The organism is Janthinobacterium sp. SUN206 (assembly GCF_030587305.1).
GTDB classification, from domain to species: Bacteria; Pseudomonadota; Gammaproteobacteria; order Burkholderiales; family Burkholderiaceae_D; genus Janthinobacterium; species Janthinobacterium kumbetense.
The window spans coordinates 1,551,633-1,574,278 of the sequence record NZ_JAPWIB010000001.1 but is presented as its reverse complement, the minus strand read 5'-3'; the positions used below and the strand labels follow the sequence as shown (position 1 = coordinate 1,574,278).

The window sequence follows — 22,646 nt, the reverse complement described above, 5'->3', positions numbered from 1 at the left end:
ATGGTGACAGGCGGGGGTGAGCATGGGCATGGCGAAGGATGCGTGAGGTGCCTGGCGGCGGGCTGGGCAGGGCAGCGGTGCGCCGCTGTGGCTGCGCATTGCTGCTGGTATGCTGTGTTGCCGCGGCCCCGGCCGCCGTGCCGGCCGCGACGCCGGACTTGGCGGCGCCGCACCAGGGGCAGCGCGTGCTGTTTCTCAACGCTTACGATTACGGCCGTGCCGGCGTGGAATCGTACACGCGCACCTATGTGGCCGCCATGGCCGCCGCGGGCCTGGCCAGCGAAGACATCATGGTCGAGCACCTGAACCTGAATACCCAGGGCGACCCGGCGCTGCGCAATGAGATGCGTGATTTGTTGCTTTTAAGATACACCAAGATGATGGGCCGCAAGGCCGACCTGATCATCGCCATGCAGCAGCCGGCGCTCGATTTGTTGCTGTCGGACCTGGCGCCGCTGGCGCGCGGCGTGCCCGTGCTGGCGATCAATACCTCGGGCAAGGCCTTGCCGGCCGGCAGTCCGTCTTCCATCTGGCAGCAAAAGGCGAACGTCGATTTTGCCGGCACGCTGGCGCAAGCCATGGCGCTGTTCCCGGAGACCAAAACCATCGTCATGGCCGTCGGCGCCAGCGAGGCCGACCAGGCCCTGAAGCGCAACATGCAGCAGGCGGCGCAGGCGTGGCAGGGCAAGGTGACCATGCGCTACCTCGATGACCTGACCCTGGAACAGATGCGCGCGGCCGTGGCGCGCTTGCCCGCCGATACGCTGCTGGTGGCGGGCAATGTCAACCGCGACGTGGACGGCAATATCGCCACGCCGGTGCAGTTTGCCGCCCAGCTGGCGCGGCTGGCCAATGTGCCCGCCTTTGGCATGTATAACGCGACGGTCGGCAAGGGCATCCTGGGCGGCTCCATCCTGCACATCGAGCGGGCCGCGCAGCAGGTGGCGCAGATGTCGCTGGCCGTGTTGGCCGGCAAGGCGCCTGCCGCGCCGGGCGCCTTGCTGCCGCCGGCGCACCCGGTGCCCATGTATGACTGGGAACAGCTGCAGCGCTGGGATGCGGATATCAGCCGGCTGCCGCCGCACACCCTGTTCTTCAACCGTCCGCCGCAGCTGTGGCACGAGCACCGCGTCGCCGTGCTGTCGGCCGGCGCCGTGTTTCTCGCCATGGCGTGCATGCTGAGCGCCTTGCTGCTGCAGCGCCGCCGCCTGCGCCGCGCCGAGAGCGATGCGCGCGAAAGCGAGCAGCGCTTCCGCATCCTCGTCGAGCATGCGCCCGAAGCCATCGTCGTGTATGACCTGGACCTGGACCGCTTCATCGACGCCAACAGCAGCGCGCAGCGCATGCTGGGGATGTCGCGCGAAGCGCTGCTGGCGCGCGGGCCGTTCGACCTGTACACGGGCGAGCAGCCCGATGGCCTGCCGCTGGGACTGATGATGGAAGAGCATCTGCGCCGCGCCATGCTGGGCGAACCCATCCTGGTCGAGCGCAATGTGCGGCGCGCCGACGGCAGCATCTTTCCCTGCGAAGTGCGGCTGGTGCGCTTGCCGATGGAAGGGCGGCGCCTGGTGCGCAGCGGCATCGTCGACATTTCCGAGCGCAAGCACAGCGAGCAGGAACTGCTCGGCTACCGCGACCATCTGGAAGAGCTGGTGCAGCAGCGCACGGCGGCCCTGTCGGTGGCAGTCACCGAGGCCGAATCGGCGAACCGCGCGAAAAGCGTCTTCCTGGCCAACATGAGCCACGAATTGCGCACGCCCTTGAATTCCGTGATCGGCTTTTCGCAGATGATGGCCGATTCGAGCAGCATGTTCGAGGAAGAAAAGCATAACCTGGCCATCATCAACCGCGCCGGCCATCATTTGCTGACCTTGATCAACGATATCCTGGAATTGTCGAAGATCGAGGCGGGCCGCATGCAGCTGCAAGCGGGGCCCGTGGACTTGAACGGCTTGCTCGACGAGGTACTCGAGATGGTGCGCATGCGCTCCGGCGACCAGGGCATCGCGCTTCGGCTGGAGCGTTCCGGCGTGCCGCCGCTGGTGCGCCTCGACGGCGCCAAGCTGCGCCAGGTGCTGCTCAATTTGCTGTCGAATGCGCTCAAGTTCATCGAGCAGGGCAGCGTGACCCTGTCGCTGGCCTGCCAGGCAGACAAGGATGGGCAAGTGGCGCTGGCGTTTGCCGTGCGCGATACGGGCAGCGGCATCGCGCAAGAGGACCTGGAACGCATCTTCGAACCGTTCGTGCAGGCCGACAGCGCCGTGGCGCAGGCCGGCACGGGACTGGGGCTGACCATTTCGCGCGAATTCGTGCGCCTGATGGGCGGCGAGCTGCGCGTCGAGTCGACCTTGGGGGCCGGCTCCGTGTTCCACTTCGACTTGCGCGCCCCCTGCGTGCAGTGCCCTGCCGCCGCACCGCTGGCGCCGGGCCGCGTGGCGCGCCTGCCGGCGGGCCAGCGCGGGCGCACGGTGCTGCTGGTCGACGATGACGACAACTGCCGCAAGCTGCTGGCCGGCTTGCTGGCGCCGCTGGGCTTCCAGCTGCAGGAGGCGGCCGGCGGCGTGCAGGCGCAAGCCATGCTGGCGGCGCAGCGCTACGACATCGTGCTCAGCGACTGGCGCATGCCGGACATGGACGGCCTGACGCTGACGCGCTGGCTGCGCGCGCAACCGGCGCTGGTGCAGCCGCGCCTGGTGATCATGACCGCCTCCGCCTTCGAGGAAGAAAAGCAGGAGGCGCTGGCCGCCGGCGCCGACGGCTTCCTGCGCAAGCCGATTGAACAGGAACACCTGTTCGCCATGCTGGAGCAGCAACTGGGCGTGCGCTTCCAGCGCACCGCCGCCGCGCCGCCGCGCGTGCCGGCGGCCGCCTTCGACCTGCAGCAGGCGCTGGGCCAATTGGGCGCGGCCGAACGGCAGGCGCTGCTCGAATCCGTGCGGGCCCTCGATTTGCGGCGCAGCGCCATCGTGCTGGCCGGCGTGGCGACCAGCCTGCCGCAGCTGGCCGCGCACATCGCCGCCATGCTGGAACAGCACCAGTACCAGCCGCTGTGCGCCTTGCTGGCGCAGCTGGCCAGCGAACCGCAGGGCGAAGACGCATGACGGTTCACGCATCCAAGGGCGCGCGCCTGGGCGGCGTCTCCATCGTGCTGGCCGTCAGCGTGGCGCTGACCTTTGTCGTCACCGCGCTGCTGCTGGTGTTTGCCGTGCTGTTTTACCAGTCCGAACGCGAGCAGCGCTGGCAGCAGCTGCACCGCAGCCTGGCCCTGAGCGCCGACCAGCTGGCCGTGGCCATCGAACTGCCCTTGTGGAATCTCGATGAAAAGCAGATGCAGGCCATCATGCGCAGCACGCTGGGCAAGCGCGATCTGGTGGCCAGCTCCCTGACGCCGGGCATCGGCAAGGAAGCGCTGGTGCTGCGCCGCACCGCGACCGGCGCCATCGGCAGTTTTTCCTCGCTGTCCGCGGAACCCGGCTGGCTGGTGCAGCGGCGCCCCGTGACGATGGGCGGGCAAGTCATCGGCAACGTGGCCGTGTATGCGACGCCGGCCCTGCTGCACGCGCAGCTGCGGCAACGCGCGCTGGGCATCGGCGCCATGATCGTGGCGCTCGACGTGATCCTGGTGGCCAGCATCTGGCTGCTCATGTGGTGTCTGATGCTCAAGCCCCTGAAGGCGATCGGCCAGTATGCGGCCGGCGTCCAGGCAGGGCAGAGCGAAGCGGCCGGCACGCCGCCGAAAGCGTGGTTCCTGGGCGAGCTGCGCACGCTGTACCGTTCCATCCGCGACATGGTGGCGCTGCTCGACAGCCGCTACCGCGCCTTGCAGCGCAGCGAGGAGCGCGTGCAGATGGCCACCGGCGCGGCCAGCATCGGCATCTGGGACTGGAACGTCATCAACGATGCCTTGCAGTGGGACGAGCAGATGTATGCGCAGTTCAAGGCCGATGCGGACAGCGCGATGGCGCCGGCGGCGATCTGGCGCGCGGCGCTGATGCCGGACGACGTGCCGGCGGCCAAGGAGGCCCTGCGCGCCGCGCTGAGCGCCGGCCAGGCCTTCACGCACGAGTACCGCATCCTGTGGCCCGATGGCGCCATCCGCTACATCAAGGCCGATGCCGTGATCTTCCGCGACGGGCAGGGGCGGCCCATGCGCCTGGTGGGTTCGAACTACGACATCACGGCGCACCGCGAGGCCGAACTGGAACTGCTGCGCCACCGCCATCACCTGGAAGAACTGGTGGCCGAGCGCACGAGCGCCCTGTCGGTGGCCGTCAGCCAGGCGCAGGCGGCGAACCGCGCCAAGAGCACCTTCCTGGCGAACATGAGCCACGAACTGCGCACGCCCTTGAATTCCGTGATCGGCTTTTCGCGCCTGATGGCCGCCTCGCCGAACATGCAGGACGATGAAAAGCGCAACCTGGCCATCATCCACCGCTCCGGCAATCATTTATTGACGTTGATCAATGAAATCCTCGAACTGTCGAAGGGCGAGGCGGGGCGCCTGCACGCGCAGACGGCCGTGGTGGCGCTGGCGCCCCTGCTGCAGGAAGTGATGGACATGCTGGGCATGCGCGCCGAGCAGCAGGGGCTGGCCTTGCGCCTCGATTGCGCCGATGTGCCGGCGGCCGTGCTGCTTGACGCGACGCGTTTGCGCCAGGTGCTGCTGAACCTGATGTCGAACGCCGTCAAGTTTGCCGGCGGCGGCGAGGTCGCCTTGCGCGTGCGCGGCGAGCGGCGCGATGACGCCACGTGGCGCCTGTCGTTCGCCGTCAGCGACACGGGCATCGGCATCGCCCCGGAAGACCAGCAGCGCATCTTCGAGCCTTTCGTGCAGGCCGACAGCGCGGGACCGAAGGATGGCACGGGCCTGGGCCTGGCCATCTCGCGCGAATTCGTGCAATTGATGAAAGGCGAACTGACGGTGGAATCCATGCCGGGGCAGGGCGCCACCTTCCGTTTCAGCATACCCGCGCAGGCGGCCGAGGCACCCGTGGCGGCGCCCGTGCCGTTGCCCGTGGCGCCGGCGCCCGAGGCGCCGCCTGCATTGCGGGCGCAAGACTTGCTGCTGCTGGCAGGGGAAGAGCGCGCCGCCTTGCTGGTGGCGCTGCGCGAATTGAACCTGGCCAGGGTGGCCCTGTTGCTGGGCGCCTTGCCGCCGGCGGCCGCGCCCGTGCTGGCGCCGCTGCAGGCGATGCTTGACCAGCATCAATACCGTCAGCTGTGCGACTTGCTGGAGAATGAGGGCGCGCTGGCGCACGCTTGAAAAGTGTGGGCTGACAACATCGGATTCGCTGAAAAGACGGACTAAGTGCCGCCGATGGATGGTGCTAAATTGCAATAAAGATTATGATGATAGTACGTAGTTCATCGCAAAGAAATGTCTTGTCCAGCGCGGCAACGGACCGCCGCGCCTCATCCAAAGCTGAGAGAACTGCTACATGCACCGCGATTTTTCGGAAGTGAATTCGAAGGGCGAAGTACTGATCGTTGAAGATACGCCGGCTTCGCTGAAGCTGTTGAGCGATTTGCTGGGCGGCGCCGGCTATGCGGTGCGCCAGGCGCCGAACGGCGAACTGGCCCTGTGGACGGCCCAGGCGCGCCCGCCCGAGCTGATCCTGCTCGACGTGCGCATGCCCGGCCTCGACGGCTTTGAAGTGTGCCGCCGCCTGAAGGAGATACCGTCCCTGCGCCAGGTGCCGGTGATCTTCCTGTCGGCCCAGTACGACACGGACGACAAGGTGCGCGGCTTCGCGCTGGGTGCCGTCGATTTCATCGCCAAACCCTTCCAGGCCGAGGAAATCCTGGCCCGCACGGACGCCCACGTGCGCCTGGCGCGGGCGCAGCTGCAGCTGGCGCAGGAGCGCGCCAACCTGGAACGGCGCGTGGCCGAACGCACGGCCGAACTGGAGCAGGTGGCCAGCACCTTGGCGCGCGAAGTGCAGATCCGCCGCGCCAATGAAGAATTGCTGCGCCTGTCGGGCCAGGTCTTCGAAGCGACGCAGGACGCCATCCTGATCACCGATCCGGCCGGCGTCATCGTCACGGCCAATCCCGCCTTTACGCGCATCACCGGCTACGCGGCGCAGGAAGTGGTGGGCACGGACATTTTGCGCCTGCACGCCGAATACACGGGCGAGGCCGTGCTGCTGGCCCTGCGCCAGGGCTTGCGCAGCAGCGGCTGCTGGTCGGGCGAGGTGCAGACGCGGCGCAGGAGCGGCGACACCTATCCCTGCCTGCTCAGCGTCTCCACCGTGCACGGCCCCGACGGCGCCGTCGTCAACTACATCGGCGTCTTCCTCGACATCAGCGAGCGCAAGGCCGAGCAGCATCTGATCGATTTCCTCTCCTACCACGACGCGTTGACGGGCTTGCCGAACCGCGTGCTGCTGCGCGAGCGCTTCGAACAGGCGCGCGCGAACGCCCTGCGCGACAGCCAGCAGGTGGTGCTGATGTGCCTGGATCTGGACCGCTTCAAGAACATCAACGATTCGCACGGCCAGGCCGTGGGCGACAAGGCGCTGCAAGTGGTGGCGCGTTTCCTGTCCGGCTGCGTGCGCGAAGGCGACACGGTGGTACGCCAGGGCGGCGACGAATTCCAGATCCTGCTGCAGGACGATGCCCTGCTGGGGCGCACGCTTGCGCTGGCGCAAACCATCCTGGCCGGCTTGCGCGAGGAACTCAGCGTCGATGGCGAGCGCCTGGCGCTGACGACCAGCATCGGCATCGCCATGTGCCCGGCCGACGGCGACAGCCTCGACGACGTGCTGCGCCACGCCGACACGGCCCTCGTGCGCGCCAAGGAAATGGGGCGCGACCATTACGCCTTCTTCACGGAGCGCATGGGCAGCGACATCCGCGCCCGCCTGGCGATGCAGCAGCAGCTGCGCGGCGCCATCGGCCGCGATGAATTCGAAGTGCACTACCAGCCGCAGATGTGCTTGCGCACGGGCGCCTTGCTGGGCGCGGAAGCCTTGCTGCGCTGGGATAACCCGGTGCTGGGCAAGGTGCCGCCCGGCCTGTTCATCGCGCTGGCCGAGGAATATGGCTCGATCACGGCCATCGGCGAATGGGTGCTCGAAAGCGTCTGTGCGCAAATCCGCGCCTGGCACGACGCGGGCCTGGGCAGCATCAAGGTGGCCGTCAACCTGTCCGGCAAGCAGTTCGCGCAAGACCGCACGGTGCCGTTCGTCGAGGCGGCCTTGCGCAAATACGCCATCGCGCCCGCCTGCCTGGGCATCGAAATCACGGAAAGCACGGTGATGGGCGACCCGGACAAGGCGGTGGCGGCCCTGACGCGCCTGAAGGATATCGGCGTGGGCATTTCGCTCGACGACTTCGGCACCGGCTATTCCAGCCTCGGCTACCTGAAACGCTTCCCCATCGACGTGCTGAAGATCGACAAATCGTTCGTCGACGACGTCACCACCAGCAGCAGCGATGCGGCCATCGCCCGTTCCGTCATCTCGCTGGCGCACAACCTGGACATGCGCGTCATCGCCGAAGGCGTGGAAACGCGCGAGCAGGTGGATTTTTTGACGGAACACGGCTGCGACGAAATGCAGGGCTATTATTTCAGCCGCCCCCTGGCCGCGGAAGCCTTCACGGCCTTGCTGCGCGAACGGCGCGTGCTGACGGTGGCGCCGGCAGCCGTGTCGGCATAAGCACACCCCGCGCCGCGCCTGTACTGTAATTGCACTGATATGGTGCGGGCGCCGCAATGCGGTGCATGATTCTCACGTTTCTTCCCTCTGACGCTGGCATGCATCCTGCTTTGTAAATCGTTATTTACACGATTGCAGTGCATGCCAGACAGCCCACATTTCGCAACGCCTTCTGCCGCCAGCGCGCACAGCGCCTGGCAGGCGCATTTGCGCCTGGGCTTTGCGCTGCACGATGGCGTCAGCCGTCTCGTAGAGCGCACGCACAGGGGCCCCCTGCGCGTGCAAAAGCCCCTGTATCCGGAAGGCGATGCCGTCTGCCACGCCATCGTCATCCATCCGCCCGGCGGCGTGGTGGGCGGCGACCAGCTGGCCGTCGACGCCACGGTGGGCGAGGGCGCGCACGCCTTGCTCACGTCGCCGGGCGCCGCCAAGTGGTACCGCGCGAACGGCCATGTCTCGGGCCAGCACCTCGTGCTGCGCGCCGGCAGCGGCGCCGCCATCGAGTGGCTGCCGCAGGAAAGCATCTTCTTTGACCAGGCTTGCGTGCGCCTGCGCCACGAGGTGGAACTGGCGCCGGACGCCGGCTACATCGGCTGCGACATCGTCTGCCTGGGCCGCAGCGCCTCGGGCGAAATGTTCAACACGGGCAGCATCAGCCAGCAGGTGCAGATACGCCGCGGCGGCAAGCTGCTGTGGTGGGAGCAGGGCGTGCTGGCCGCCGGCGGCGCCCTGATGGTCAGCCCGCTGGGACTGGGGGGCCACACGGTGTGCGCCACCCTGATCGCCGTCGGCATGCCCGTTTCTCCCGCCGTGCTGGCGGCCGTGCGCGAGATCGCCGTGCCGGCCGGCGCCGCGTTTGGCGCCACGCACATGAAAGCGCTGGTGGTGGTGCGCCTGCTGTGCGGCGACAGCGAGGCGGCGCGCCGCATCATGCTGGCCGCCTGGCAGCTGCTGCGTCCCGCCATGCTGGGACGCGACGCCGTCGTGCCCCGCATCTGGAACACTTAATCAGGAAAGAAGCGCAAGGAAAACCATGGACCTGACTCCCCGCGAAAAAGACAAGCTGCTCATTTTTACGGCCGCGCTGCTGGCCGAACGGCGCCTGGCGCGCGGCTTGAAGCTCAATTATCCGGAAGCGGTGGCCCTGATCAGCGCCGCCATCATGGAAGGCGCGCGTGATGGCAAGTCGGTGGCGCAGCTGATGTCGGACGGTACAAAAATTCTGTCGCGCGCCGACGTCATGGACGGCATCGCCGAGATGATCCCCGATATCCAGGTGGAAGCGACTTTCCCCGACGGCAGCAAGCTGGTGACTGTGCACCACCCGATACCGTAGTTTTTCGAGCGGCCAGGGCGCCACCCGCGCCGTGGCTGTTTTTGCGCCGGCGACCGGCCGGCAAGCATAACGCGATCTTTGAAGGAGCCCCTCATGACCCCAGGCGAATACAAATTGGAAGAAGGCGAAATCAGCCTGAATGCGGGCCGCGCCACGGCTACCGTGGTGGTGGCCAACCGGGGCGACCGGCCGATCCAGGTGGGCTCGCATTTCCACTTTTTCGAAGTCAACCCGGCGCTGGCTTTCGAGCGCTGGCGCGCCTACGGCATGCGCCTCAATATCACGGCTGGCACGGCCGTGCGCTTCGAACCGGGCCAGCAGCGCACGGTGGAACTGGTGGCGCTGGCGGGCGAGCGCAAGGTCTACGGCTTCAATGGGGCAGTGATGGGTGAACTGCAAGACACTCCACCGGGAAAGGATTGAGATGGCCAGCATTCCCCGCAGCGCATACGCCGAAATGTTCGGCCCCACCAAGGGCGACCGCATCCGCCTGGCCGACACGGAACTGTTCATCGAGATCGAGCATGACTACGCGATCTACGGCGAAGAGGTGAAATTCGGCGGCGGCAAGGTGATCCGCGACGGCATGGGCCAGTCGCAGCGCTGCGCGGCCGAGGTAATGGATACCGTCATCACGAATGCCGTCATCCTCGACCATTGGGGCATCGTGAAAGCGGACATCGGCCTGAAAAACGGCCTGATTTTCGGCATCGGCAAGGCGGGCAACCCCGACATCCAGCCGGGCGTGACCTTGGCCATCGGCGGCGCCACCGAGATCATCGCCGGCGAAGGCATGATCGTCACGGCCGGCGGCGTCGACACGCACATCCACTTCATCTGCCCGCAACAGATCGAGGAAGCGCTGATGAGCGGCGTGACTACCATGCTGGGCGGCGGCACGGGGCCGGCCGTGGGCACGGCCGCCACCACCTGCACGCCGGGGCCGTGGCATTTGCACGCCATGCTGGCGGCCGCCGACGCCTTCCCGATGAACCTGGGCTTCATGGGAAAAGGGAACGTCAGCCTGCCGCTGCCCCTGGAAGAGCAGGTGCGCGCGGGCGCCATCGGCCTGAAACTGCACGAAGACTGGGGCAGCACGCCGGCCGCCATCGACAATTGCCTGTCGGTGGCCGACCGCATGGATATCCAGGTGGCGCTGCACAGCGATACCCTCAACGAGGGCGGCTTCCTGGAACACACCTTGGCGGCCTTCAAGGACCGCACCATCCACACGTTTCACACGGAAGGGGCGGGCGGCGGCCATGCGCCCGACATCATCGCCGCCGTCGGGCAAGCCAACGTGCTGCCCTCGTCGACCAACCCCACGCGCCCATTCACCGTCAACACGCTCGACGAGCACCTGGACATGCTGATGGTGTGCCACCACCTGGACCCGGCCATCGCCGAAGACGTGGCGTTCGCCGAGTCGCGCATCCGCCGCGAAACCATCGCCGCGGAAGACATCCTGCACGATATCGGCGCCATCTCGATGATGTCGTCCGACTCGCAGGCGATGGGGCGGGTCGGCGAAGTGATCATGCGCACCTGGCAGACGGCGCACAAGATGAAGGTGCAGCGGGGCGCGCTGGCGCCCGACACGGCGCGCAGCGACAATTTCCGCGCCAAGCGCTACATCGCCAAGTACACGATCAACCCGGCCATCACGCATGGGATCTCGCACGTGGTGGGTTCCATCGAGGCGGGCAAGATCGCCGACATCGTGCTGTGGAAACCGGCTTTCTTCGGCGTCAAGCCGTCGATGATTTTAAAAGGCGGCATGATCGCCGCCGCGCAGATGGGCGACCCGAACGCCTCGATTCCCACGCCGCAGCCCGTGCACTATCGCATGATGTTCGGCGCCTTCGGCGGCGGCCTGAAAAAGTCGTTTACGTTTGTCTCGCAGGCGGCCTACGAGCTCGATATCGGCCACCAGCTCAAACTCAATAAATCCGTCATCGCCGTGAAGAACATGCGCGGCTTGCGCAAGCACGACATGGTCCACAACAGCGCCACGCCGCACATGGAAGTGGACCCGGAAACCTACGCCGTGCGCGCCGACGGCCAGCTGCTCGTGTGCGAGGCGGCATCCGTATTGCCCATGGCGCAGCGTTATTTTCTATTTTAAGCGGGAGACAAGCATGCTCACTTTGCATACCAAACTGACGGCAGACGATCATCGCGCCGCCGTCGCCCAACTGGTGCTGCCCTACGACCAGCGCGAAAAATGCCGGCTGCGCGCCGTGCTGTCGAATGGCGAGGATGTCGCCGTGTTCACCGTGCGCGGCACGGTGCTGCGCGACGGTGAGCGCATGACGGGGCCGGAAGGAACGGTGGTGCAGATCGTCGCCGCGCGCGAACCGACCTATCTGGTGCAGTGTGCGGATGCGCATACCTTGCTGCGCTGCGCCTTCCACCTGGGGAACCGCCACACGCAGGCGCAGGTGGGCGACGGCTTTTTGCGCATCCGCAAGGACGTGGTGCTCAAGGAGATGCTGGAAGGTTTACAGGCGACTGTGACGGAAGAAAGCGCGCCGTTCGAGCCCGAGGCGGGCGCGTATGGCGGCGGCCATGGCCACCACGATGGTCACGGCCAGCACTTGCTGGCGCCCGTGCCGCTGCGGCAGAAGATCCACCGCCCCGGTGACACTGCATGATGCAGGCGTCGGCCCTGCTGCATTTGCTGCAGTTCGCCAGCCCGGCCTTGCCGATCGGCGCCTACAGCTATTCGCAGGGGCTGGAAGCGGCGCTGGAGTCAAACCTGGTGACGGATGCGGCCACGGCGCGCGAATGGATCGCCCAGCATCTGGCGCAGGTGGTGGCGCGCTGGGAGGCGCCCCTGTGCTGGCGCTTGATGCAAGCCTTCGAAGCGCAGGATCTGCACGCCGTGCAGCGCTGGAGCGAGCGTTTCATCGCTTCGCGCGACACGGCGGAATTTCGCGCCGAAACCATCCAGATGGGCTATTCGCTGACCAAATTGCTGGCCGAGCTGGGCGTGGCCGACGGCGTGCTGATCGACATGCTGCAGGGCCAGCCGGAGGTGGCCCTGCCCACCGCGTATGCGTGCGCCGTGGCGGCGCTGGCCATTCCGCGCGAAGAAGCGTTGCTGGCCATGCTGTTCGCGTGGGCGGAAAACCAGGTGCTTGTCTGCGTGAAATCCGTGCCGCTGGGGCAGGTGGCGGGCCAGCGATTGCTGCTGTCGCTGCGGCCCGACCTGGAAGCGGCGGCCCTGACGGCGCAAACCTTGCAAGACGACGAGATGGGCAACTGGGCGCCCGGCCTGTCGCTGCTGTCGATGCGGCATGAAGTGCAGTACAGCCGGCTGTACCGCTCCTGAACACTACCACGAGAGACTACAACATGACATCGATTACCTCAAACCCCCTGTGCGTCGGCATCGGCGGCCCCGTCGGCTCGGGCAAGACGGCCCTGTGCGAAATGCTGTGCAAGGGCATGCGCGAACGCTACGACATGGCCGTCATCACGAACGACATCTATACCAAGGAAGACATGGAAATCCTGCTGCGCGCCGATGCCTTGCCGGCCGAGCGCCTGATGGGCGTGGAAACGGGCGGCTGCCCGCACACGGCCATCCGCGAAGATGCGTCGATCAACCTGGAAGCCATCGCGCGCATGCAAGCAGACTTTCCGAATCTCGACTTGATCCTGGTCGAATCGGGCGGCGATAACCTGGCCGCCACCTTCAGCCCGGAATTGTCGGACTTGACGATTTACGTGATCGACGTGGCTGGCGGCGAAAAGATCCCGCGCAAGGGCGGGCCCGGCATCACGCGTTCCGATTTGTTGATCATCAACAAGACGGATCTGGCGCCCTACGTGGGCGCCAACCTGGACATCATGGCGCAGGACGCCAGGCGCATGCGCGGCGAACGTCCCTTCGTGTTCACCAACCTGCGCAGCGGCGACGGAGTGCAGGTCGTTATCGACTTTATCCGCGAGCAAGGTTTGCTCGATCAACCAGGCAAGGAGCTGCAATGAGCGCAAGACTGATGAAGAAAACGGCCGCCGTGGCGGCGCTGTGCCTGCTGGCCTTGCCCGCCATGGCCCATCCCGGTCATGGCGAGAACGCCGGCTTCCTGGCCGGTTTCGCCCATCCGTTCACGGGCATCGACCATTTGCTGGCCATGCTGGGCGTGGGTATCTGGGGCGGCCAGCAGCGCGGCGGCCTGGCCCAGCCCGCCACTTTTCTCGGCATGATGCTGCTGGGCGCGCTGGCCGGCATGGTGGGATTGACGGTGCCGGGGCTGGAAACGGGCATCGCCGCCACGGTGGCGCTGGTGGGGCTGGCCATCGCGCTGGCGCTGGCCTTGCCGAACTGGCTCGGCATGGGCCTGGTGGGCGTGTTTGCCTTGGCGCATGGCAATGCGCATGGCCAGGAATTGCCGGCCGCCTCGGCCGCGTGCGGCTTCATGCTGGCCTCGGCTGTCTTGCTGGGTACGGGACGTTTCCTGGGCCAGGTATTGGCCGAGCGCATGCTGCGCGTGGCCGGCGTGGCCTTGACGGCCGCCGGTGTGGTGTTGATGGGACTGAATTAAGAACCGGGACGGCGCTCCGACAGCACGATGGGCGCCGCCTTTTCCGGATGCAAGCCCTGGTGGCCCGCATATACGGCGGCAATGGCGGCCATGTCGGCATCCTTGTCGCCCGTCAAATATAAATGGTCGACGACGCCCAGCACCTTGTTCGGATAGTCGATGTACACCAGCAGCAAGGGTACCTTGGCCGCCACGGCCAGGTGATAAAAGCCGCTTTTCCAGTTCGGACGGTAGCTGCGCGTCGCTTCCGGCGTGATGGCCAGCCAGTACCAGTCGGCGGCCAGCATGCGTTCGGCCTGGCGGCCGATGGTGCCGCTGGTGGTGCTGCGGTCGACGGGTTCGCCGCCCAGGTAGCGCAGCACCTTGCCCATGGGGCCGCGGAACAGGGAATCCTTGGCCAGCCAGCGGAAAGGCAAGGACAGCGCCCATTTGCCAAACAGGCCCACCATGAAATCCCAGTTGGACGTGTGCGGGTAGACGACGGCGATGCCGCGCGGCCCCGGTAGGGGACGGAAGCGCATGCGCCAGCCAAACAGGTGCAGCACGCGCAGCGCGCAACGCTGGTGCCAGGTCGGCAAGTCGCCCGCTTGTACAAATAAATCGTCCATTGATACCCTTCAGTGACACTGTTCTTAATGGGATGGCGCTGGTGGCCATTTTCCTTGAAGCAAAATTCTGCGCAGGCATTCTATACGGGGCTGGCGATGGCGACAAGCAGCCGAGGCCGCTATTCATGCGGTGTCGGGGCCGTTGCTGCTGCTATTTTAACGATGCTTGACCTCCGTGTCGGGCACTAAATGCGCACAATGTGGTCAAAACTTCATGCAGTGTTGATCCACCCGACAGGGAGCCATGGCATGAAAAACAGCATCGACGAGGTGAATGGGGAGAATGTGCGAACGGACAAGGTGATGGCCGAGCTCGTCGAGCGGGGCGTCGCCTTCCACCACGCACTGGGGCGGACGGTGGCGACAGCGTATTTGCGCGAGCACGCGGTACCGGTCGAGGTGATACGTCGCGTCTTCAGCAGCGTGCAGGCGCGTCGCCCGGCCCGGCCGGCACGGCGCCGATGGCGCTGAAGGTGAGGGAACGGCGCGGCGGCGTCAATAAAGAAGCGAAAAAAGCGGCGGACGCGGCGATCGTCACGCAGTCAGTGCGTTGGTATCGTCGCGTCCGCCGACAGGGGGAATGGGCGGCGCAGTGCCGCTCAGGGGGCTTTCAGGGTGCCGCTCAGCTTGCCGTTCAGGCTTGTGCCGCCAGCGCCGGGTAGTCCGTGTAGCCGGCAGCGTCCGGCGCGTACAGGGTGTCCGGGTTCAGCGGATTCAAGGGCGCGTCGCTGTGCAGGCGGGTGGGCAGGTCGGGGTTGGCGATGAACCACAGGCCAAAGGCGACGGCATCGGCTTCGCCCTTGGCCAGCAAGGCTTCGGCCGCCGCCTTGTCCATTTTCTCGTTGGCGATGTACACGCCGCCGAACTCCTGCTTCAGGTACGGGCCCAGGCGGTCTTCGCCCAGCGCTTCGCGGGCGCAGATGAAAGCGATGCCGCGTTTGCCCAGCTCGCGTGCCACGTAGCCGAAGGTGGCGCGCGGGTCCGAGTCGCCCATGTCGTGCGCATCGCGGCGCGGCGCCAGGTGCATGCCCACCTTGTCGGCGCCCCAGACTTCGATGCAGGCGTCCGTCACTTCCAGCATCAAACGGGCGCGGTTTTCAATCGAACCGCCGTAGTTGTCGGTGCGCAAGTTGGTGCTGTCTTGCAGGAATTGGTCGAGCAAATAACCATTGGCGCCATGGATTTCCACGCCGTCGAAACCCGCTTTTTTTGCATTTTCGGCGCCCAGGCGGTAGGCCGCCACGATGCCGGGAATTTCTTCCGTATCGAGCGCGCGCGGCGTGACGAACTCCTGTTTCGGACGCACCAGGCTCACGTGGCCGGCCGGCTTGACGGCGCTGGGCGCCACGGGCAAGTCGCCATCGAGGAAGACGGGGGCGGAAATGCGGCCCACATGCCACAGCTGCAGCACGATCAGGCCGCCAGCGTCATGCACGGCCCGGGTGATGTGTTTCCAGCCTTCCACCTGTTCCTCGGACCAGATGCCCGGCGTGTCGGCGTAGCCCACGCCCTGCGGCGTGACGGCCGTCGCTTCCGAGATGATCATGCCGGCCGAGGCGCGTTGCGTGTAGTACTCGGCCATCAGGGCGTTGGGCACGCGGCCCGGATTGCCGGCGCGCGAACGCGTCAGCGGCGCCATGATGATGCGGTTTTTCAGTTGCAGACTGCCAATGGTGATGGGGTCGAATAAAGTTGCCATGATTATCATTTCCTTGTTGGGGCCGGTCGAGCGGCATTGAGACGGAGTTATCGAGATGAAAGCTGTGCTTACAAACCTTGCTGCATGTGATCGAGAAAGGCCTGGATGGTGGCTTCGTTGCGGCTGAAGAAACTCCATTGGCCCACCTTGGTTGCGGAAATCAGGCCCGCCTTTTGCAAGCTGGCCAGGTGCGCCGAGACCGTCGATTGCGACAGGTTCAGGCGGCGGTCGATCAGGCCGGCGCACACGCCCAGGTGCAGCGGGTGGTCCTGCTCCTGGAAATACTGTTCCGGCTCCTTGAGCCATTGCAAAATCTGCCGGCGCACCGGATTGGCCAGCGCCTTGTGGATGGCGTCGATATCCATATTGTTTCTCCTGAACATACAATTCGCTTTTCAGCGATGCATATATCGTATTTTCCAAATTCTAATATCGCAATATTACGATATAAATGAAAAGCGTGCTGGCGGCGCGCGTTTTTGAACGGATTCAGGCGGGAAGGGGATTGCGCTGCAGCACGGCCGGGCCCGTCAACACGATGCGCACCAGGTCCACCTGGCGCTGGGCGCCGGCCTTGGCGGTGGCGCTCTTGATCTGCGTGCGCGCCGTGTGGATGGAAATGCGCTGGCGTTCGGCGTATTCCTGCAGGGAATAGCCGTTGACGAGCGCTTCCGTCAAGCGCGCCTCGGCCACCGTCATGCCATAGAAATTGCGCAGGGTGGCGGCCAGGGAGGTGATCAGGTCGCTGCTATCGCTGAGAAAGACGGCGATGGCGCTGGCCGAGCCGAACGGACTGTGCCAGGAGGGCAGGGGCGTGACGCGCAGGCGCAGCTGTTCGCCCGTCAAGCCGCTCAGGTTGAGCACGCCGCCGGGACCGCCAGCCGCCGCCGTGCCCGTTTGCGCCGCCTCGTGCAGCATGCGCCGCAGCGCGCCGTTGTCCGCTTCACGCGGGCAATACAGGGGCGCGCCTTCGCGCAACTGCAGCAGCCGCGTCGCAACCGTCATGGCCAGCGCCCGCTCGTTGGCGTACAGCAATTGCGACGTGGCGTCGAGCAGCAGCACGCCAAACGGCAGCAATTCCAGCACCTGGGTGGAACTCCGGGACAGCACTTCCAGCCGGCGCAGCTTGCGCTGCAGGGCAAAGGCCGTCTGCAAATGCGGCATCAGGCTGCGGATCAGCGCCAGCTCGCCCGCCTCGTAGGCGCCCGCCCGTTCGCGGCGCACCACGGTGACGTTGGTGGAGCGCTCGGCGCGCAATTCGACGATGGCCGCCGCCGTATAAAAGATGTCTTGCGGGCGCAGCCAGTCCGCCCAGTATTCGGTTTTCTTCAGGCAATGGTCGGGAAACAGCATGGAGCCGGTGACGACGGCGCCTTCGTGGTGCAGGGTGGCGTCTTCCAGCCAGACATTGCGCGCGCCGTAATAGCTGGCAAAGCTGGCCATGGCATCCGTTTCGAAGCCATAGGTGGCGGACAGGCCGCTGCCGGGCAGCTGGACGTCGACCGAGCGGTTGCTGAAATCATTGGCCCAGATCAAACCCGCGTGCGATTTCAGCTGGCGTGCAAAGGCGGCTAGGAAATCTTGCCATTGGATATGTTGTGTGGCCGCTTCATAGATCAGGGTAATCAGTGCCTGGCTGGCGACGGCAAGCGATGGCGTCATTGGCGATCCTCATGGCGGCAAGCGGTGGACAAGGTATGGCGCGGGCGGCCTTGGCAGCGGCCGCCCGGCTTCCCTAGCGCGATTCCAGCCAGCTTTTGCCGCCGGAGGTGCACGTGCTGAGGCTGGCGTACTGGCTCACATAGTTGTAACCGCTGCCGCAGCCCCCTTCGCCGGATTTGACGGGGCCGTAGCAAGCGCCTTCATAGCTGAGCTTACCATTGACGGTGGTGCTTTTGACACAGAAATTGTAGTTGCTGGCCACGGTGTTGTTGGGCAAGGTGGCGCCGTTGTTTTGCCCGCAGCCGAGTTCCTTGCTCACGGAGCGCGCGTAGTCGACCATTTTCTGGTACGTGCCGCTGTAGTAGGTATCCGCCTTGGCCTTTTCGCCCTGCTTGCAGGCGGCGATCACGCTGTCATAGCCGGAATCGGCCTGGGCGTAGTTGCCCGATACCTGGATGCCGCAGGCGCTGGCCTGCTTGCGTTCCGTATCGCTGATCAGATTGTTGTACTGGCAGGTGGACGAGGTGCCGCCGCTGGCGCTGGTGGAGCCGCCGCCCGAGCCACTGTCGGCGCTGCCGCCGCCACCGCAGGCGGACAGCATGAGGCAGCCGAGCAAAGTGACGGCAAAGGTGGTTGGATGTGCTTGCATGATTTTCCCTGTGGACGGTGACTTGCCACCATGTGTCTGGTGGTATCTTTGCTACAAGGAATTGTATCGGGCATGTTTTTTGGAAACATCACCCATTTGGGGTATGCGCCGGCGGCACGGAGTGGGGTAGGGCGGCTGGCTGGCCGCCCCGGCGGGGATCAGGCGAAGTGGAACAGCAGCAAGGCGATGACGGCAGGCACCGTTTGCAGGTAGAGGATGCGCGTCATGACGGTGGCCGCGCCCCATGCGCCGGCCACGGCGATGCACGCCAGGCCGAACACGGTAAACGCATGGGCAATGGCCGCGTCCGGGTGAAAAAAGCCCAACGCCAGCGCCGCGACGAGAAAACCGTTGTAGCAACCCTGGTTCGACATGGCGGGACGCACGATCTCCGCTTTTTCCTTCGACAGGCCAAACACCTTGCGCCCGCGCGCATCGAACAGCACGGTTTCCAGCAGCACGATATACACGTGCAGCAGCAGGATGAGGGCGGTAAGAATCTGGGCCAGAAGTAGCATCATTGTTCCCGAGAGTGAATGGATGCGGCAATTATGCGGCCATCAGCATGTTTTTTGGCAACTTTCGATTGGAGCGGCCGCACTAGAAAAATGTGCTGGCGGCAAGCCTTTTCACCCGATGGTATACTTTTCCTTTTGCTCCTGTGGGGACGACCCCGCTCGATGACGGGGCTGCATGGCGGGGACGACCCTGCCGCCTCAGGAGAGTACGATGGCGTGGATTATTTTGGTATTGGCTGGTTTGCTGGAAATCGGCTGGGCCATCGGCCTCAAATACAGTGCCGGCTTTACCCGCCTCGTGCCATCCGTGCTGACGGCTATTTCCATGCTGGGCAGCGTGGTGATGCTGGGCCTGGCCTTGCGTACCTTGCCGCTGGGCACGGCGTACGCCATCTGGACGGGCATCGGCACCGTCGGCACGGCCATCTTCGGCATCATGGTGCTGGGCGAGCCGGCCAGCGCCGCGCGCATCGCCTGCATCGCCCTGATCGTGTCGGGCATCCTGGGCTTGAAATTGCTCAGCCCTCAATAAAGGATGCCAGCATGAGCCTCGCCATGACGTATTTCTACCTTGCCATCGCCATCATCGCCGAAGTGATCGCCACCAGCGCCTTGAAGGCGTCCGAGGGCTTCAGTCGCTTGTGGCCCAGCGTCATTACCGTGCTTGGCTACAGCATCGCTTTCTGGTGCCTGTCCCTGACCTTGAAGGTCATTCCCACCGGCATCGTGTATGCGATCTGGTCGGGCGTGGGCATCGTGCTCATTTCCGCCGTCGGCTGGTTCTGGTTCAAGCAAAGCCTGGACACGCCGGCCTTGATCGGCCTGGGGCTGATCATTGCCGGCGTGCTCGTCATTAACTTGTTCTCCAAGTCCGTCGGGCACTAAGAGCCTATCCCAGTAGATGAATACATCCCCTGCTGGCGCCCCTCAGAAGCGGGGACTGCGTTGATCGTCGTCGCGTGGCTCGCCACGCGTCCTCCTCACGCCTTGTCCGCGCTCCTGATGAACTGCCAGCAGATGACGCTCCCTACTGGAATAGGCTCTAATCAAAAGCTGCTGGCAACCCGCGCCAGGTAATACCACTCCGCATTGGCCGCCGCATTGACGTCGGGGAACAGGATATAGGCGTCGAATTCGGCCGTCACGGGCGTGCCGTCCGCGCGCACGCCGATCTGCTCGCCCTGTTTGACCTTGTCAAAGCTGGACCAGGTCTTGATGAAGCGGTCGCTTGCATGCAGTTTGTCGTGCACGACGACCATGTTCAGCGCTTCCATGTCGGCGTCGGCGATGGCTTCCGGTTGCGGCACGTCAATGAAACCGAGGAAAGCCAAGGTGTTCATGATGGCGCGGTAAGCGACATCCGGTGCGGCCGGGTCCGCGTGCTGGCCGCATTCCAGGGTGAGGGCGTAACCGCCCGTTGAGCGCATGTATTCCGTCGTGCCCACGCCGTAGCGCAAGACCAGGCCCACCTGGTCGCTATTGCCCAGGCGGCGCTGCACTCCCTGGCCATACGCATGCAGCCAGCCGTCGACGAAGCGGCGCACGCCCAGGCGGCGCGCCAGCGCGCGTTCCTTTTCTTCATGTTTAAAAGGTTGCAGCGGGCCGTCGTTGTTGCGCGGTCCCACCATGACGAAGGGTTGGCTGTCGGCATTGAACGAGTGCAAGTCGAGCAGCACGTCATGCTGGCCCAGCAGCGGGCACAGCCAATTGGCGATGCGGTCTTCGAAATCTTGCGGATTGTCGTTTGGGAACAGGTTGCGGTTCAGGTTGCGGTCGCCGCTGCGCACGCCCTTGGCGTAAGCGAGCGGGTTGGTGATGGGCACGAAGGTGACGCTGCCGGCCACGATGGACAGGGCGCCGCTGTCGAGTTCAGCCATCACGCGGTGGATGCCCTTGGTGCCGCAGGTTTCATTGCCGTGCACGGCGCCGGTGACGATCAGGCGCGGGCCGCTGCCCTGGCCCGTGTAGTTGATGGACTTGAAGTGGAGTGCGCTGCTCATGCTGGACATATCCTATTGGTATCAGGGAAGGGAAAGCGGGGTCGGCATATTTTAGCGGGATTCGCGGCAGGTACCCGTAAAAATGTCGCCAGGAATGTACCCATCGCCCACCCCGGCATGGCATGATCGGCGCCAATGTTGTTTTCCCTTGCCGATTCCATGACCAGTACGTCCCATCCTTCCCGCCTGTACGGCCTCGACACCTTGCGCGCGCTGGCCATCGTGCTGGTCTTCATGAACCATTATTTGTTGTTCGTCAGCGAGGGCGGGGCGTTTGGTTTTTGGGGAGAAATCGGCTGGACGGGCGTGGACCTGTTCTTTGCCCTCAGCGGCTACCTGATCGGCAACCAGATCTTTGCGGCCTTGCGCAGCGAGCACGGCTTTTCCTTGCCGCGCTTCTATGCGCGCCGTTTGCTGCGCACCTTGCCCAGTTTCTATGCCGTGCTGGCCCTGTATTATCTGTGGCCCGCGTTTCGCGGCGATAGCGCGCTACTTCCCTTGTGGAAATTCCTGACGTTTACGCAAAACATCAATCTGACGCCGGGCACGGCGTTTTCCCATGCGTGGTCGCTGTGCGTGGAAGAGCAGTTCTACGTGCTGCTGCCGGCCGTGGCGCTGGCGATCGCGGCTTGCCGCAAGTCCCTGCTGTGGGCGTGGGTGGCCGTGGCCGCCAGCTTTATCGTCGGCATGCTGCTGCGTGCTTATCTGTGGGATGAATATGTGCACGTGCCGCGAGGCGGCCTCGGCTATTACAAATACATTTATTACGCGTCGTGGTGCCGTTTCGACGAGCTGGTGGCGGGCGTGGCGCTGGCGCTGCTGAAAAACTACCACCCTGGCGCCTGGCTGCGCCTGACATCCTATGGCAATCGCACCTTGCTGGCGGGAATCTTTGGCACGGCGCTGATGTTTTACGTGTTCGTCGCCGATCACTATGGTTATTGGGTGACGGTGTTCGGCTATCCGGCCCTGGCCGCCAGTTTTACCTTATTGCTGATCGCCGCGCTGAGTCCTGCCAGTGCTTTGTATCAATTGCGCGTGCCGGGCGCGGCCAGCCTGGCCCTGTGGTCATATGCGATTTACCTGCTGCACAAGCAGCTGTGCATCCTGCTGCGGCCCTTGTTGCAAGACGTTGGCCACGGGCCGGACGGTGCGCCGGCGATACTGGTCAGTATCGCTGTCAGCATCGTCACGGGCTGGCTCTTATATAGATTGGTGGAAACGCCGTTCATGCGCTTGCGGGCGCGCTATGTGCCTGCCAATCACGCGTGACGATTACATGTCGATCACGTCCAGTCCCCGCGGTGTGTCCACCAGTAATTCCAGGATGGCATGCACGCGCAGGTTCGTCTCTTCATGTGCAGTGTTGAAGATCAGGGCGCGCAGGCCAGGCACGGCTTCCATGATGTGCTCGCTGGCGTAGGCATTGATCAATAACAAGACCAGGTCCGTGGCGCCCGCGCCCGGTTGGCGCCGCAGCCGGTCGTGGATCACGTTCAGCAGCGCGCGCTGCATGCGCGGCGTGGGATTGGTGATATAGGCGAAGACGCTCGGCGTGTTGGCGATGGCTGCGCAGAGGCGCCGTTCCATCTCGTCGGGTTTTACGTCGGAGGCGATATCGAAATACGCGGCATCCCAGCGCGTGCGCGCATACGGGTGGCCGGGCGGGAAAGAGTCGGCCGTTTCAAAACCGCAGATGCGGCTCAGGGTTTTCAGCCAGGCGAATAGGGTGGAGTTCATGCCGCGATTCTAGCGGCATTCCGCGTGCGCCGGGCCCTCTCCATATAAAGGGGGCTGACGCCCGGAGAGTGATTAAAGTTTCCTGTAAAAGAGCCCTTGTCATTCTGGGAAAGCCTCTCTATAATGCTGGTCTTCGGGGCGGTTAGTTCAGCTGGTTAGAATACTTGGTCGACATCCAAGGGGTCGGGGATTCGAATTCCTCACCGCCCACCAGAATTTA

The 22,646-nt window shown here is 64.9% G+C and carries 23 protein-coding genes and 1 tRNA gene; 16 read left to right on the top strand and 8 right to left on the bottom strand.

All coding sequences use genetic code 11. The features are described from left to right. The first annotated feature begins 38 nt into the window (after positions 1 to 38). The 11 genes from O3300_RS07045 (at position 39) to O3300_RS06995 (ending at position 13,550) form a co-directional block, all read left to right on the top strand. Entirely contained in the window at positions 39 to 3,101 is a 3,063-nt protein-coding gene (locus O3300_RS07045) for a PAS domain-containing hybrid sensor histidine kinase/response regulator (protein ID WP_305052547.1), read from the top strand. Beyond that, on the top strand, positions 3,098 to 5,263 hold the full coding sequence (locus O3300_RS07040) for a HAMP domain-containing sensor histidine kinase (protein ID WP_289914218.1): 2,166 nt from the start codon (positions 3,098 to 3,100) through the stop codon (positions 5,261 to 5,263). The genes O3300_RS07045 and O3300_RS07040 overlap by 4 nt, the downstream gene beginning before the upstream one ends. 175 nt (positions 5,264 to 5,438) lie before the next feature. Beyond that, complete coding sequence (locus O3300_RS07035) at positions 5,439 to 7,661, top strand: EAL domain-containing protein (protein WP_251348195.1); 2,223 nt, start codon at positions 5,439 to 5,441, stop codon at positions 7,659 to 7,661. Between the two features lie 141 nt (positions 7,662 to 7,802). After that, a complete protein-coding gene (locus O3300_RS07030) occupies positions 7,803 to 8,669 on the top strand; it encodes an urease accessory protein UreD (protein ID WP_305052546.1) in 867 nt (288 codons plus the stop codon). A 25-nt stretch (positions 8,670 to 8,694) separates the two neighbouring features. Beyond that, positions 8,695 to 8,997: an urease subunit gamma gene (locus tag O3300_RS07025; protein ID WP_034751936.1), complete on the top strand. Its 303-nt coding sequence runs from the start codon at positions 8,695 to 8,697 to the stop codon at positions 8,995 to 8,997. 93 nt (positions 8,998 to 9,090) lie between these two features. Further along, positions 9,091 to 9,420, top strand: coding sequence for an urease subunit beta (locus tag O3300_RS07020; RefSeq protein ID WP_251348197.1), 330 nt, complete (start codon positions 9,091 to 9,093; stop codon positions 9,418 to 9,420). 1 nt (position 9,421) lies between these two features. Continuing rightward, on the top strand, positions 9,422 to 11,122 hold the full coding sequence (ureC, locus tag O3300_RS07015; protein ID WP_305052545.1) for an urease subunit alpha: 1,701 nt from the start codon (positions 9,422 to 9,424) through the stop codon (positions 11,120 to 11,122). Between the two features lie 13 nt (positions 11,123 to 11,135). Next, positions 11,136 to 11,651 (top strand): urease accessory protein UreE, encoded by a 516-nt coding sequence (ureE, locus tag O3300_RS07010; RefSeq protein ID WP_305052544.1) that lies wholly within the window; start codon positions 11,136 to 11,138, stop codon positions 11,649 to 11,651. Beyond that, the gene (locus O3300_RS07005; protein WP_305053136.1) at positions 11,651 to 12,331 is read left to right on the top strand and encodes an urease accessory protein UreF; all 681 of its coding nucleotides are present in this window, start codon (positions 11,651 to 11,653) and stop codon (positions 12,329 to 12,331) included. Before ureE ends, O3300_RS07005 begins: the two co-directional genes overlap by 1 nt. A 23-nt stretch (positions 12,332 to 12,354) precedes the next feature. Next, positions 12,355 to 12,993 carry an urease accessory protein UreG gene (ureG, locus tag O3300_RS07000; RefSeq protein WP_305052543.1) on the top strand — a complete coding sequence of 213 codons (639 nt, stop codon included), beginning with the start codon at positions 12,355 to 12,357 and terminating at the stop codon, positions 12,991 to 12,993. After that, positions 12,990 to 13,550: a HupE/UreJ family protein gene (locus O3300_RS06995; RefSeq protein ID WP_289914223.1), complete on the top strand. Its 561-nt coding sequence runs from the start codon at positions 12,990 to 12,992 to the stop codon at positions 13,548 to 13,550. Before ureG ends, O3300_RS06995 begins: the two co-directional genes overlap by 4 nt. On the opposite strand, the gene O3300_RS06990 is transcribed toward O3300_RS06995, so the two are convergent. Beyond that, positions 13,547 to 14,158 (bottom strand): 1-acyl-sn-glycerol-3-phosphate acyltransferase, encoded by a 612-nt coding sequence (locus O3300_RS06990; protein ID WP_305052542.1) that lies wholly within the window; start codon positions 14,156 to 14,158, stop codon positions 13,547 to 13,549. The genes O3300_RS06995 and O3300_RS06990 overlap by 4 nt on opposite strands. 249 nt (positions 14,159 to 14,407) lie before the next feature. Between O3300_RS06990 and O3300_RS06985 the strand changes: the two genes are divergently transcribed. Further along, complete coding sequence (locus O3300_RS06985; RefSeq protein WP_077406246.1) at positions 14,408 to 14,629, top strand: hypothetical protein; 222 nt, start codon at positions 14,408 to 14,410, stop codon at positions 14,627 to 14,629. A 163-nt stretch (positions 14,630 to 14,792) separates the two neighbouring features. Here the strand turns inward: O3300_RS06985 and O3300_RS06980 are convergent, their stop codons facing one another. From O3300_RS06980 to O3300_RS06960, 5 genes are all read right to left on the bottom strand, one after another. Beyond that, on the bottom strand, positions 14,793 to 15,857 hold the full coding sequence (locus tag O3300_RS06980; RefSeq protein WP_099667401.1) for an alkene reductase: 1,065 nt from the start codon (positions 15,855 to 15,857) through the stop codon (positions 14,793 to 14,795). Between the two features lie 68 nt (positions 15,858 to 15,925). Then, positions 15,926 to 16,222: a helix-turn-helix transcriptional regulator gene (locus O3300_RS06975; RefSeq protein WP_034751927.1), complete on the bottom strand. Its 297-nt coding sequence runs from the start codon at positions 16,220 to 16,222 to the stop codon at positions 15,926 to 15,928. 124 nt (positions 16,223 to 16,346) lie between these two features. Continuing rightward, positions 16,347 to 17,519, bottom strand: coding sequence for a helix-turn-helix transcriptional regulator (locus O3300_RS06970; RefSeq protein ID WP_305052541.1), 1,173 nt, complete (start codon positions 17,517 to 17,519; stop codon positions 16,347 to 16,349). 73 nt (positions 17,520 to 17,592) lie between these two features. Beyond that, on the bottom strand, positions 17,593 to 18,168 hold the full coding sequence (locus tag O3300_RS06965; RefSeq protein WP_099667403.1) for a hypothetical protein: 576 nt from the start codon (positions 18,166 to 18,168) through the stop codon (positions 17,593 to 17,595). 158 nt (positions 18,169 to 18,326) lie between these two features. Further along, positions 18,327 to 18,689: a DUF1304 domain-containing protein gene (locus tag O3300_RS06960; RefSeq protein ID WP_077406232.1), complete on the bottom strand. Its 363-nt coding sequence runs from the start codon at positions 18,687 to 18,689 to the stop codon at positions 18,327 to 18,329. A gap of 208 nt (positions 18,690 to 18,897) precedes the next feature. On the opposite strand from O3300_RS06960, the gene sugE reads away from it, so the two are divergent. Then, positions 18,898 to 19,218 (top strand): quaternary ammonium compound efflux SMR transporter SugE, encoded by a 321-nt coding sequence (gene sugE / locus O3300_RS06955; RefSeq protein ID WP_034783172.1) that lies wholly within the window; start codon positions 18,898 to 18,900, stop codon positions 19,216 to 19,218. A 23-nt stretch (positions 19,219 to 19,241) separates the two neighbouring features. Next, the gene (locus O3300_RS06950; RefSeq protein WP_289898402.1) at positions 19,242 to 19,571 is read left to right on the top strand and encodes an SMR family transporter; all 330 of its coding nucleotides are present in this window, start codon (positions 19,242 to 19,244) and stop codon (positions 19,569 to 19,571) included. A gap of 161 nt (positions 19,572 to 19,732) precedes the next feature. Here the strand turns inward: O3300_RS06950 and O3300_RS06945 are convergent, their stop codons facing one another. After that, the gene (locus tag O3300_RS06945) at positions 19,733 to 20,695 is read right to left on the bottom strand and encodes a succinylglutamate desuccinylase/aspartoacylase family protein (protein ID WP_369812264.1); all 963 of its coding nucleotides are present in this window, start codon (positions 20,693 to 20,695) and stop codon (positions 19,733 to 19,735) included. Positions 20,696 to 20,845: 150 nt separating this feature from the next. On the opposite strand from O3300_RS06945, the gene O3300_RS06940 reads away from it, so the two are divergent. Continuing rightward, positions 20,846 to 21,958: an acyltransferase gene (locus O3300_RS06940; protein WP_305052539.1), complete on the top strand. Its 1,113-nt coding sequence runs from the start codon at positions 20,846 to 20,848 to the stop codon at positions 21,956 to 21,958. Positions 21,959 to 21,961: 3 nt separating this feature from the next. Here the strand turns inward: O3300_RS06940 and O3300_RS06935 are convergent, their stop codons facing one another. Continuing rightward, positions 21,962 to 22,426 (bottom strand): hypothetical protein, encoded by a 465-nt coding sequence (locus tag O3300_RS06935; protein ID WP_305052538.1) that lies wholly within the window; start codon positions 22,424 to 22,426, stop codon positions 21,962 to 21,964. A 136-nt stretch (positions 22,427 to 22,562) separates the two neighbouring features. On the opposite strand from O3300_RS06935, the gene O3300_RS06930 reads away from it, so the two are divergent. Continuing rightward, positions 22,563 to 22,639: transfer RNA gene (locus O3300_RS06930), tRNA-Val, on the top strand. Positions 22,640 to 22,646 lie beyond the last annotated feature (7 nt).